This window comes from Shigella sp. SIG3 (genome assembly GCF_053555855.1).
Window position 1 is genome coordinate 1 of the sequence record NZ_JBQZXE010000109.1, and the last position, 12589, is coordinate 12589.

A 12589-nucleotide genomic window follows, 5' to 3' on the forward strand; every position below is an offset into this window, starting at 1 on the left:
ACAAAACAAACTCCATTGTTAGCATGTTACGCGATAATTTTGCCTCATCTTTCACCACAAAAAAAGAACTCACCTTTTAAATGGAGAATACCCAACATCATGGGTGATTTTCATAAAGGGATCGCCTGTTTTCGGCAAATCGATAACGCGCATTCCAGGCGGCGCGTTGTCAAACGTCACCTTAAGTTCGCTGCGGGTTGCCGGTGAAGATGCAAGGCTTAACAGCTGATTCCTTTCCAGTGATACATTCGGGGTGTAGCGTTTATCGGGAGATAAATACCCATCACCACGTGGCATCTGCCATCCGGTCATGTCATAGACAAAATCATGGAACTGTTTGCCCCACTCGTCGAACTTATCATTCAGACCAAATCCACTGTTCAGTGCATCAGCCACAAAATTTTTAACAAGCCAGGGATGTTCTTTTTCAAACTCCTGCGCCATCATGCCCAGTTCAAGCAATCCACCAATCAGACTGATCTTTCCGAGGCCCTTTAATTTCAGCCCTGTTTTTCCTGCCGCCGTTGTCCATTGATTCTGGGCGACTGTTGCCGCACGAATACTTGCCACCGCCTTCACACCAATATACAGGGCAGAAACCGTTGCTATTGTTTTTACTGCCTGTTCCCATCCCCCCATTGCTCTGACAACCTGATCAACCTCCTGCCAGACTTTTTTCACAACCGGACCGACCGTTTCCCAGTTATCAATTATGAGATATGCACCACCGACGAGAAGCGCAATTAATCCCTTTGCCGGCGTCATATTCATCACGCTACCCATGATTTTTGTTATGCGTGTCAATGTGCCAATCGCCACGCCCATCGTCAGTAATGCCGCACCAGTTTTCGCGATGGTTTTTACGACCTCAGGATTTTCTCTGACAAACGTGCGCACTTCTTCCAGAAAAGGCTTCATCTCTTTTATGCCTTCATTGAGTGAAGGCAGGAAGGTTTCCCCCAGCGTGGAAGAAATCGCATTGATCTGGTTCTGCAGCAGCAACAACTGATTTTCTGTCGTCGCGGCACGGGCGGCATATTCTTTCTGCATTGAGCCGCCATACTGCTGCGCATCCGCCACACGATTAAAGTTGGTTCGCAACAAATCCAGATTCGTGAGCAGCGGCGCAATGGCCCCCAGGGATTCCTTCCCGAACAGCGCTTTCAGCACAGCAGCCTGTTTTTCTTTCGGCACTTTTGCCAGAGAATCCAGTACGTGCAGCATGGCCCCGCGGGCGTCTTTCTGCATATCCGCCGCCAGTTTTTTCGGGCTAATGCGCAACGAGCGGAGCACTTTTTTCTGCGATTTGGTGGCAGAATCCCTCGCTGTCAGCGACAACATAAAATTCTTTATCCCCGTCGCAGCAATTTCTGACTCCACCCCCATTCCGGCAATGGTTGCCCCCATTGCGGCAATCTCTCCGGAGGCCACACCCGCAACACTGCCTAAAGGGCCAATACGGGTCACAACATCAGAAATCTTTTTCGCACTTGCAGGACCGGTATTGCCAAGATAGTTAATCTTATCCGCAAGCCCTGCCACCTCTCCCTGTGTCAGTTTAAAGGCAGTGCGCCACTGCGCCATCATCTGACCGGATTCTTCTGCCGTGGCGTCAAAGGCCACGCCCATCTTCACGGCATCGTCAGTAAACTGCATCAGCTCGTCACGGGCGATACCAGCCTGACCACCCGCCGCCACAATTTCGGCGATACCTTCCGCCGACATGGGCAGTTCTGTTGACAGGTCGCGCACCTGCTCCGTCATTGCCTTAAACGCTTCCGGCGTATCCAGACCATCCACCACTTTCCGGACATCCGCCATTTTTGATTCAAGGGCAATGGCAGATTTGACCGGGAGCGCCAGCGCCCCCAGTACTGCGGTTCCGGCACCCGCTGCGCCCAGTGACAGGCTGGCAAACTCCTTTTTAAAACCTTTCAGCTGGCGCTGCATTCCCTTCAGCGGTGCCGATACCTTATCCACGGCAGTGATGATCGCCTTCAGCTGAAAACTGTCAGCCATGCTTCATCTCCTCGTTAATGCGGACGGCCTCGGCTTCCAGTTCTGTAAACTGCGAAACAGCCACCCGTCGCAGCTCCAGTGGATTCAGTTTCCAGAACCAGGCAACATTGTAGAGTCGTTTCCCGGAGGTGCTTCCCGTCTCCGACTGGGTAAAAAAACGCAGGATCTGCATGCTGGTCTTAAAAATATCCAGTTTTGCCATCTGCGCCGCCGATGAACGCGGGATCCCCGCCAGCAACGGGATATATTTCAGTGCCACCTGGCTGTCCAGTTTAATACTGCCTTCACCGGAAATAATGAAAGGAAAACCCAGCGCCTCGATTTCGTCATACGTGGGCTCGCGCAACTCCAGCACATGCAGCATTTCGTTATGCGCTGTCACCGGTTTTTTTAAAACTATTTCTGTAACGTTCATTGCCATTACTGATACCCTCCCTCTTCGCCGTGGAATTCAAGATCTGCCGTGCCTTCTTCGGCATTATGATTAGCCTCTCCGTGCAGCCATGCCGCCGAAAGCACATACACCATGCCGTTTGCCAGCTCAGCGGTAATCGTCATCTGGTCTGAGGTGGTAATTTTGTCGACCGGAAAGTTTTTGGGCACTTTAAACGTGCCCTTAACGTAAGGTGACCGCCAGGTCTCCTTGTAATCCACATCCCCTGCCATGCCGACGATGTCATCCCGGACATTGGTGTTCATCGGCACTTCAATGCCACCTGTCAGCGATAACTGCTGACCATCCACTTTAAAAAAACAGGTTCCGGCGATCTTTGCCATTATGCTGACTCCTCTGAATACTGAAGACGGAACTGGTTAACCACCGCAAAGACACGTAACTGATTAACATAATCCGGCGGGAACAGCGTATTCAGTCGGTTCGGGTTATCTGCATCACGCTCAACTATCAGATACTGTTTAAACAGATCGTAATTTTCCACAATACCGGCACGCTCCATCTGACGATATGTCGCCAGAAGTTCCCCTTTGATAACGGCAGGAGTGACAATCGCCTGCCCCGGACCAAAACGGGTACCATCATTTGCCAGCTTGTGACGTCCGTACTTGCTTGTGATGACCGATTTCAGTTTGCGAAGAACATGTGCACTGGTATGCAGAGTTTCACTGTCCAGATAGCTGTTGTCTGCCACGCCATACGCATTCTTTTTGTAGGTGGTTACGGAACGCTGGATCTGCAACGTGCCGCCTTCCACATAAGCCGTCGCCACGCCGTGAGATAAAAGGGTCTGCTGCTCTGTCATGATGAATCGCTTACCTTTCGGTGCCGGAAGCATCCCCACCAGCTCCCCCGTCTGTGTCGGACGGGCAGGATCATTCCGGATAAATACCGCTTCACGGGCAAGGCGACTGGCAACCAGTTCATCGACAGGCGACTGGGTTTCTTTTTCGTAACCGGCAAGCGTGATATGTTGCTGATTATGCATATCTCCGGCACCAACCAGCTCTGACAGCGTTCCCAGTTTTGCGGTATAGACATGCCCGTATAACTGGCGCGCATAACTCCAGCGACCGCTGCTGTCATTCATTTCGGTCATCATCATATTGATGGAGGCGGCATCGTTGAACGGCAGACCGATAAAGTCGAATGCCTCATCGCCCATAGCAGCAACAGCGGCGGTAAGATCAGGCGCTCCGCTACCGGCAGCACCGACTTCCGTCACCACCCGAAGCCCTGCTGGCAGAATCTCACCACCACCAGAACCATAATAATTCAGACAGACCGGTAACTCATTACCATACAGCCCCTTATGACGGGCAGTCAGCGTCACCACGCCTGCATCAGATGACGCCGTAAACGGCAGGGTGATAACCCCGTTTACCGCTTCCTTAATCGCGGTGGCAACCGCAGTGGCATCATCGCCATTCACCACAGGCACCTGTACACGGGAGCGCCCGACATACAGACTCAGGGTGCCGCTTTCCTCTGCTTCTCCGGCAACCGTCACCCTGACCGTCGCCGCCGCCCCTCTGGCTTCCGGTACTGCAATAACATACAGTTCACCGAAAGGATCTGTCTGACGGTAGACTTCCACCATACGCGCCAGCTGGCTCCCCGCCCCACAAATCTGGCGGGCATAATCTGCCGATGGCATCAGCACCAGGCTGTTAACCTCAATGGCTGCATCGTTGCTGGCATGCCCGATCAGTAATGCAGGCGCGCTGGTCACCGCTGTATTTGCCGCAGAATTGTTCATCTCGGCGTAGAACAACGGCACCAGCGTATTCGACGGAACAGTATTAAAACTTATCGTCATGATTTTTTAGCCTTATCCTGTTTAACACGTACCACATCACCCGCCGCTATACGGCGGAACCAGTAGCTGCTTTCTTCCACATTTCGCCCTTCGGAAGGCAAAAGGTCTCCACGGGCAGGGTCAGGAACCGACCGCCCTTTCAGGGGTTTCACAAACATGAGGGACTCTTAATTCTGAGGGAAACGCATTTCCAGATGGTGCTCAATGTCACCATCCGGGCCAGTACCAGGATCGATGTAATCCACATCAATACTCAGCAGGGATAAATCCGGCAGGGCATTCACGTCCTCTGCCTGTCGCGTGTCTTCTTCCGTGATTTCATACTTCGCCGTAAAATCAAACTGGTAATACAGTTCGTAACGGTTCAGATCCAGCAGGGTGCCACCGACATAAACAATCTCGCCCCCTTGCGGGTCCGGCATCCATCCAAGCAGGGCTTTCCAGAGTTCTCTCCGGACATCATGAACGGCGTCATAGGCTGCCCACTGCCCTTTTTCATCACGCTCATTGCTGAGCACCACAATCACGGAGAAGCCTTCAGTCAAATCCTGCCAGTAATCGGTCTGTGATTTTTGTTCCCCCGGCGCATCGTCAGAGGGAACCACATAGGCAGCAGGCAGGCGAAGTTTTCCGGCATCAGGGATCGCCTTAAACTGCGCCGCGCCACCAACACGCTCCTCAAAACGCGGGCATCGCTCACGCAGCGCCGCAATTATCGTTGTCAGTTTCATTTATGCTTCCTTTTTACCGGACGTAACGAACGCTGCAGCTCACTGGACAACAGTTCCTGCGTCCAGTGACGCTGACGCTCAATAACGTCAGCCATAAAGTTATTACGCGGGGCCAGCCGGAAAGTCGAAGAATGGTGCTTCTTCTGCCGCTTATCCTTTTTATCCATTCCATACGCTGAATGGCGAACGCCGTAATACAGAAACGCCGGATAATAAGGAGCACCTTCAGGAAAACGGCGATTCCCCTGCCCGTTTTTCTGGTCAGGGGAAATTTTCACCATCAGTCCGGGGCGACGCGTCGTTTTTTTGGGAACGTAATAACCAATGGAGCGGGCCAGACGCCCGGTCTGATATCCCGGGTTCTCTCCCGGACCGGAGCGTCCGCGTTTAATCACCAGACGTCTGGCATCACGCATGTAAACGCGCCCGATTTGCACAAACGCCCGACGCAGACGGGCGCGATTAAACTCCAGCTCCTCTGGTTGTTTAAAGTCGACGTGTAAAAATGCTGTCTGATTCATGGCATTCACCCCGTCGTCGCGCTGTACGCAGTTCTTCACATTCCAGTAATAAAAAACGCCGCTGACCGTTCAGGTCACGTATTCGCCGGATCCGGTACTCTTGGCCGTAATAAACCACTTCGTGATCTGCCGTGATGTCGTGCCGGAAACGGATCGTAAAATAATGCGTAACGATATTTTCTGTCTGCACTGAGCCCTGATAAGCGGCAGCGCCTGGCTGAGCCACCTTTGCCCAGACATCAAACGACTCCGGATACGTTGGCTCCGTACCAAAATCAGCGGTGGGTTCATCCACACGAAGGCGGATCTTTATCCGGCGATTCAGCTCTCCGGGATCCGGTAAAAGGTAAGTGGCACTGGTCTGACTTTGCCTGATTTTCATAGCGGGACAATCCTGTAAGGGCCAGCAAGCCATCTGAAACTCATTGGCGTTTCCAGTTTCTCCACATCGGTGATCGTTGAGCGATTTTCATAAAAATGACTGACCAGCATCAGCATTGCCAGACGAACGTCATCAGTCAGATGCATCCCGTCAGGATCATCTTCCGGAATCGTCTCTTCCGGTGCATACAACTTCCTGTTCAGGTATGTCTCTGTTTTTTTCTGTACCGCCTGTGCCAGCAGTTTCAGAAAATCGCCGTCACTGTACAAACCATCATCGAGCCGGAGATGAGATTTAATCTCCTCTTCTTTCAGGAGCATATTTTCCTCCTGTGCCCGCGATTACGCGGGCACAAAAAACCGCATTACGCAGCGGCTTTCTGGCGGGTTGCAGCCCCAATTTTCATCAGCTTAATCGCCTGAGAATCCACCAGCATACCGCCGGTTCGCTTGGTGGTATAAAAACCCACGAACGGTTTGTTGGTGTACGGGTCACGCAGGATACGGGTACCGATGCGATCAACGATGGTATAGCCGCGTTTGAAGTTCCCAAACGCAATGGCTTTTGCATCGGCGGCAATATCCGGCATCTGCTCATTCTCAACGATGCCATACCCTGCCAGAGAAGAAGGCTGACCCAGCTCAATACCCGGACGCCACAAATAATTTCCGTCGTTATCCTTCAGCAGACGAATGGCAAACAGGCTGCTGTTGTTCATCATGAACTTCGCGCCGCTGCGGTGCGCCTTACGCAAGGTGTAAATCAGTTTAATGATCGCATCAGCGGTCACGCCGGAAGCCGCGCCGGAAGCAATGTGCTGAAGTTTGCCAAACGCACGGGTCTTGTCATCTTCATCGGTGGACTCATAAGCCAGAAAACCTTTTGGTTTTTTGCTACCGTCGCCACTGGTAAAGGCAATTTCTTCCTGTTCGGCAAATTCCAGCGCCAGCTCACTGTTGATCCAGTCTTCCACATTAAAGAAAGCATCATCGAGCATTTTCTGTGTGGCCTGCGGGTTGCCGTAGATTTCCCCCATAAAGGGCTCAATCAGTCCCAGTTTTGAGGTGGCGGTTTCCGGACGCGCTTCCGTTTCCCCCACCCATCCGGACGTCGTGCCGCCCAGATTCACCAGTTTTTTATAATCCGAGCCACTCAGAGTGATTACGGTGGCCTCCTGGCGCATCACCACTTCATCTTTCAGCAACGTCAGAATGGTGCGATCCAGTTCTTCCGGAATGGCATAACCACCATCTTCATCATTACCCACCTGCAGTGCCTTTCGCTCAAGCTCACGCAGGCCATCTTCACGCCCCTTGCGCATAAAACCGATAAACGCTTCTTTATGTTCCCCGGCAACTTTATTTTGCGTACCACCTGCCGGACGCTTAACTTCAGCCAGCTCAGCCTCAAGATCGCTTTTGAGATTTTCCAGTTCAGTCAGTTTTCCGTTGAGGGTTTCCACTTCTCCGTTCAGTGCAGAGCCCACATCCTCAGCGTCGCGCAGGGACAGTGCGCCATAGCCCCCGGCCATGAATGCTTTGGCCTGGGTACGGGAGAGTCCGACATCACGCAGGACTCTTTCGATTTTTTTCTGTTCGGGGATTTCCCCGCGGGCCAGTGCGTTCTTGACGTCGCTGATCCGCGCCTCGTCGTTAGACGGGAACGTCACCAGACTGACTTCCCAGAGGTCGATTTCTTTCAGCAGAAAGGCTTCTTTGCTCCGGTCGTATTCCCAGTCTTTCAGGACGTACCCAATAGAAAGGCCGGTTAACGAACCGGCCTTCATGTGTGCATGTGCACGTTTTGCGAGGGGATCATCATCAATAAGCAACCGTCCCCTGACGTAAAGCCCGACATCGTCTTCCTTCATTTCGGTGTAAACACCGATGGGTTCATCCATGCGGTGCTGCCAGAGCAGCGCAGGTAACGCTTTTCTGTCACTCCACGCCCGCAGGGAAGCAGCAAATGCCCCGGACATCACCACATCATCGTGGCTGTCCTTTACACCAAAGACGGAGCCATGCCCTTCAAACTCACCGGAGTCACTGACAGATTTCAGACTCAGCGGTACATCAAGACGTTGTTTCGTCTGCATTGGCGTTATCCTTCTGCTTACCGGCTTTACTGCCATCGGAGGGTTTCGTGGTCATGTTCATCGGTGTGAGATAGACATCCCCACCGGGACGCGGATTCATATCTTCCAGGTCGCGGCAGTCATTGGGAGAGTAAATCCCCCAGTTAATCCCGGTGGCGTAGGCTTCAAAACGGGATTTCATATCCCCGCGCAGTAACGCCCCGGCGTTAAATTTGGCGTAAAACTTCCCCTGTTTGCTCTCCCTGACCAGCCCTGTATTGATCCGTTGTTCAATACGGGTCAGATACGGCACAAGGGAATAGTTGATAAATCCGAGCCCCAGCTCTTCAATATTGTTGAAAGTGGCGCGATCGGTGTTCTGCACCATGTGCAGCGGCACGCGGAAAAGACGACAGATTTCTTCCAACTGAAACTTGCGGGTTTCCAGGAACTGGCTGTCCTCGGCATTCAGTGCCACCGGCTTCCAGTCCAGCCCCATTTCCAGAATCATCGGACGGTGCGCATTACCCAGCCCAAGATGACGCTCCTCAAAATCCCTCTTCATGCGCTCATAAGCATCCGGCGTGAGCTTTTGTTCCGTGCGCAACACACCGGATGTCACCGCACCATTACCAAACAACCTGGCACCGTGCTCCTCGGTTGCCGCTGCCAGTGAAATGGCCTCGCGCGCATATGCAATGGGATTCAGCCCGACCAGTCCGTCCAGCGTCAGGGTGCGCACATGCCAGATTTCATCCTGGGTCAACACATCCACGGAACCATCCGGAAACGTCACCTGATAAACCGGCTGCCACTGGCTGTTCAGCTTCGGTTCCACACAGCCCGGATCTATCGGAAGAAGCTCCACAACTTCCCCCAGCGCCTTCACCTTGTAAGCGTAAAAATTCCCCCGCAGACACAGGCAGACGATAACCAGCTCCCAGAATTCCTGCGGCGTCATGTAGCCATTGGGTTTTGCTGAAATCAGCTTATGCAGCCGTTCATCCACCGCCCGTGTTTTAAGGGTGCCGCTGATTTTGTAGAGACTGCAGGGCAGCATACCAACAGACTCAGCCAGCACCCTGACGCAGGAATAGACCGCCGTCAGCCGCATGGCCCGCTGGCTGCTGATCCGCTTTCCGGTATAGGTGTCGTATGACAACCCCAGCTCTTCCGCAAGCATCCCGGGCGTTGTGACGGGGGTGTTATTTTTGCGTTGAAAAAGCCCCTGGAAAAACATTACTCACCTCCGGAGGCGACCCGGTGACCGCGATCGAGATAACGCGCAACCAGCCACGACCAGCACAGACACAGCGCCCCGGCAACAACAAAACCTGCCGGGGGATAAATCAGCCATGTGCCATACGACAGCAAAAGCGCCCCCAGCACGCCCACCAGTGGCGTGAGAATTATCAGAAACATAATGACCTCGGTTAAAGCGAGCGAATACCAACGCTGACCAGATGCTCAGACAGATCCGGCTCCGGTTCACCGCCATTGACCAGCATCCGGCTCATTGCTGTAAACATCGCAACAGGGCCGTCGATTTTGGCTTCCGGCGTGGATTTGTTCGGGAAGATATTGTCGTTTTTGTCCGGTTTCACCGTAACGTTAGACATCATCCAGTTCATGACCGGGTGATTACTGTGATGGAAACGCCCGGCATAGACCAGTGATTCCGTTTCCTTCATGGCCTCTGACAGATTGCGGACCGTCTGCGGAACTTCCACCAGCGGTATACCTTCTTCAGCCAGCGCCAGACTGAACTGCATTGCGCTCCACGGGTCAAATCCCAGTTCCCTCAGGTTTTCACCGCCAATCCATTCCAGTAAGTCACTTTTTATCTGAGCATGATCGATAACATCACCATCCGTCAGAATCAGCTTATCCATCTCCGCCCACTTCCGGTAAAGTTCTGCCTGCTGCCGCGAGCATCGTTCCAGCCGTCCTTCCGGAAGCCAGAATTTAAAATCGGCATGAACATGCCCGTTATCCGTTCGCCAGAGTTTTGCCGCCGCACAGATATCAATCTTATGAGCAAGGTCAACGCCGACCCACATGGGATACGTTTTCAGCTCATGTCGTGGGGCAATGTATTCGCACTTCTCCCACTTAATCATGTCCATCCAGGCAGACTCTGCTGTTACCCACACATTCATGTGTTTGGTAAAAAAATTCACCCGCGCAGAGACCTGTTCTTTCGCTTTTTTCGCCAGGCGACGCAGATCATCCCAGCGTTTACAGATGCCCAGGCCGGGATTCGCTTTCTGCCAGACCGTTTCATCAAACGGATCATCTCCCTCATCGAGGGTGTAAATAATCGCAAAGTAGGAGTCGTCTTTTACCGCGCCCTCCACGTCGCTGTTATAGCCACGCAATACCTTGATGGCGTAATCACGCTGCTCGTAACAAATTCCTTCCTTGTTAAACCCTGCCGTGGTGATACCAAATAAAAGGGACTGCAGACGGGCACCGGTTGCCGTTTCCAGAACGTCCCACACGTCACGGGTTTTATGTGCATGCAGCTCATCAATAATGGCGCAGTGGATGTTCAGACCATCCAGGTTGTTTGCATCTGAAGAAAGCGGTTCAAATTTTGATGCGCTCTGCTCCTGATAAATCGCCAGCTTGTTGAAATCAAACAACCGCCCGAGTGTCGACCGGGCTTTTCTGACCATATTTTTGGCGTCTTCAAACACGATTCTGGCCTGGTCACGCGTGGTTGCGGCTGAATACACCTCAGCCCCGCCTTCACCATCTGCCCCCGTCATATACAGACCGATACCTGCTGACAGGGTTGATTTTGCGTTTTTACGGGCGACTTCGTTGTACGCTGTCCGGAAACGGCGCACCATCACCGGGCGTCCGCTGCCATCGCTGCGCATGACAACTTCCCCGGTCTCTTCATTCACCAGCGGAATGACAAAACCAAAAATATTAATGAGGATAAACACATGCCAGTCCATCAACTCAATGGGCTGACCTGCCAGCGCCCCTTTTACATGGGGCACAAATTTGTAGAAATTCAGGATGTGCTGCGCACGGGGTTCACTGAAATAAATCCCCCGCTCTTCGCCGTACTTCAGATCATCAAGAAAACGCTGGCAGGCCAGACGGACAAATTCACCAGCGACAATTTCTCCTGCAACAACACGTTCGGCGTAGCGGATCCCGTCAGCCACTTTTGCCATCAGTCTCTCGCTTTTAAAAGTTCTGCCAGCGGATCAACATCATCCGGTCCGGCGATATTTACTTTCGCCCGGCTTGCCGGTGACATACCAAATTCTGCAAGCATCGCCCGGATCCGCTTCCAGGCATCCGCTTTCATCGCAGCAGCCGGGTGTGCCTTAATCAGCACATCACCGTTCTGCGTTTCCGTGCGGTAGGTATAACCCTCAACATCGAGGGTTTCGCAGTGATGCCGGTATTCGGTGTAGGCTTCCACCAGCAACTCGAGTGCACGCGCATCAAGCTGAGAAATGATCCCTTCCGCATTCAGCTCTTCCGCCATTCGCCTGAACCAGTACTTTCCCTGCGCCCCTAAATGCTGCGGAATTTTAGGGAGACCTTTTTCGTCCTTTTTAGCGGTTTTTTTGGCGTCTTTAACGGGACGCTTTGAGGGATTGCCTCGTATCAAATGCAGGCGTGGCGGGGTTTTCGGGGGTCCTGACATAATCGATTTTACCTATCAATCGCTTGATCGCATTCCCAAAAAAAAGTTTTCGAACCTGCGGCGATGCGAGGAAGGGTTGGCGGGCGGTCCCGGACAGCCAGGGCTGCAGGGATTTGACCCGCCCCTCCCTACAAGTGAGAATAATTATCACCTGATTCGTTCGCGCGCTGTTTTCGCTTTATGGCAGGGCCAGCACAGACTCTGCAGGTTGCTGTCTGCGTCTGTTCCGCCATGCGCTTTCGGGATGATGTGGTCGACGGTTTTCGCCTCGCTCACCACACCGACACGCAGACACAACTGACACAGACCTTTATCGCGCTTCAGAATACGGGCACGAATCACCGTCCATTTTGAGCCATAGCCACGCTGGTGGCGGCTCAGTCCGCGCTGGTGCTGCACCCAGCCTTCACCGCGATGCTTATCGCAGTAACCCGAACTGTCTGTGGTTGTACCTGCACATCCACGCTTACGGCAGGCACGTGGGATTAGTGATGGCATAAATACCTCATACCCTGCGAAATGTTTACCACGATAAAAAGGCTACTTAATGCACTGAGTGCGGATATACTCCTGTGCCCCTTCCAGTTGCATCTGCATCGTCATCAGCCGCTCTCTGAGGGTGAAATAATCCCGTTCAGCGGTGTCTGCCAGTCGGGGGCTGGTTGCATTATCCACGCCGGAGGCGGTGGTGGCTTCACGCACTGACTGACAGACTGCTTTGATGTGCAACCGACGACGACCAGCGGCAACATCAGCGCGCAGAGTTTCATTTTCAGCTTTCGCATCAGCTAACTCCTTCGTGTATTTAGCATCGAGTGCATTAACATCACGCTGTCTCTGCTGCATGTCAGTAATGGTTGCGTTCGCCAGCTTCAGTTCTCTTGCGTTTTTGTCGCGCTGCTCTTTGTAGGTAATA

General features: G+C 52.8%; 14 protein-coding genes and 3 pseudogenes. All 17 read right to left on the minus strand.

Annotation, left to right across the window (positions count from 1 at the left end):
* Positions 1-69: 69 nt before the first annotated feature.
* A complete protein-coding gene (locus ACUU1I_RS16345; protein WP_000785371.1) occupies positions 70-2019 on the minus strand; it encodes a phage tail tape measure protein in 1950 nt (649 codons plus the stop codon).
* 84 nt (positions 2020-2103) lie between these two features.
* Positions 2104-2440, minus strand: a pseudogene (locus ACUU1I_RS16350) (phage tail assembly protein).
* A complete protein-coding gene (locus ACUU1I_RS16355; RefSeq protein WP_001062338.1) occupies positions 2440-2796 on the minus strand; it encodes a phage tail tube protein in 357 nt (118 codons plus the stop codon). The pseudogene ACUU1I_RS16350 and the gene ACUU1I_RS16355 overlap by 1 nt, the downstream one beginning before the upstream one ends.
* A complete protein-coding gene (locus tag ACUU1I_RS16360; protein ID WP_000155742.1) occupies positions 2796-4292 on the minus strand; it encodes a phage tail sheath subtilisin-like domain-containing protein in 1497 nt (498 codons plus the stop codon). Before ACUU1I_RS16360 ends, ACUU1I_RS16355 begins: the two co-directional genes overlap by 1 nt.
* Positions 4289-4450, minus strand: a complete 162-nt coding sequence (locus ACUU1I_RS16365; RefSeq protein WP_000497744.1) for a DUF2635 domain-containing protein — start codon at positions 4448-4450, stop codon at positions 4289-4291. The genes ACUU1I_RS16360 and ACUU1I_RS16365 overlap by 4 nt, the downstream gene beginning before the upstream one ends.
* A 9-nt stretch (positions 4451-4459) precedes the next feature.
* Entirely contained in the window at positions 4460-5023 is a 564-nt protein-coding gene (locus tag ACUU1I_RS16370) for a phage tail terminator protein (RefSeq protein WP_000779449.1), read from the minus strand.
* Positions 5020-5544, minus strand: a complete 525-nt coding sequence (locus tag ACUU1I_RS16375) for a hypothetical protein (RefSeq protein WP_001076764.1) — start codon at positions 5542-5544, stop codon at positions 5020-5022. The genes ACUU1I_RS16370 and ACUU1I_RS16375 overlap by 4 nt, the downstream gene beginning before the upstream one ends.
* Entirely contained in the window at positions 5510-5926 is a 417-nt protein-coding gene (locus ACUU1I_RS16380; RefSeq protein ID WP_000702444.1) for a phage head closure protein, read from the minus strand. The genes ACUU1I_RS16375 and ACUU1I_RS16380 overlap by 35 nt, the downstream gene beginning before the upstream one ends.
* The gene (locus ACUU1I_RS16385; protein WP_000924704.1) at positions 5923-6246 is read right to left on the minus strand and encodes a head-tail connector protein; all 324 of its coding nucleotides are present in this window, start codon (positions 6244-6246) and stop codon (positions 5923-5925) included. Before ACUU1I_RS16385 ends, ACUU1I_RS16380 begins: the two co-directional genes overlap by 4 nt.
* A gap of 44 nt (positions 6247-6290) precedes the next feature.
* Positions 6291-7400 (minus strand): annotated as a pseudogene (locus ACUU1I_RS16390) (phage major capsid protein); the annotation flags it as partial.
* Positions 7395-8021 (minus strand): annotated as a pseudogene (locus ACUU1I_RS16395) (HK97 family phage prohead protease); the annotation flags it as partial. The pseudogenes ACUU1I_RS16395 and ACUU1I_RS16390, both read right to left, overlap by 6 nt.
* Complete coding sequence (locus ACUU1I_RS16400) at positions 7999-9240, minus strand: phage portal protein (RefSeq protein WP_000466011.1); 1242 nt, start codon at positions 9238-9240, stop codon at positions 7999-8001. The gene ACUU1I_RS16400 and the pseudogene ACUU1I_RS16395, both read right to left, overlap by 23 nt.
* Positions 9240-9422: a hypothetical protein gene (locus ACUU1I_RS16405; RefSeq protein ID WP_000478600.1), complete on the minus strand. Its 183-nt coding sequence runs from the start codon at positions 9420-9422 to the stop codon at positions 9240-9242. Before ACUU1I_RS16405 ends, ACUU1I_RS16400 begins: the two co-directional genes overlap by 1 nt.
* An 11-nt stretch (positions 9423-9433) precedes the next feature.
* A complete protein-coding gene (locus tag ACUU1I_RS16410) occupies positions 9434-11191 on the minus strand; it encodes a terminase large subunit (RefSeq protein WP_001140887.1) in 1758 nt (585 codons plus the stop codon).
* Complete coding sequence (locus ACUU1I_RS16415) at positions 11191-11673, minus strand: phage terminase small subunit P27 family (RefSeq protein ID WP_024166447.1); 483 nt, start codon at positions 11671-11673, stop codon at positions 11191-11193. Before ACUU1I_RS16415 ends, ACUU1I_RS16410 begins: the two co-directional genes overlap by 1 nt.
* A 147-nt stretch (positions 11674-11820) precedes the next feature.
* Entirely contained in the window at positions 11821-12171 is a 351-nt protein-coding gene (locus ACUU1I_RS16420; protein ID WP_001139556.1) for an HNH endonuclease, read from the minus strand.
* A 42-nt stretch (positions 12172-12213) separates the two neighbouring features.
* A partial coding sequence (locus ACUU1I_RS16425) for a lysis protein (RefSeq protein ID WP_052969433.1) occupies positions 12214-12589 on the minus strand: 376 nt, incomplete at its 5' end.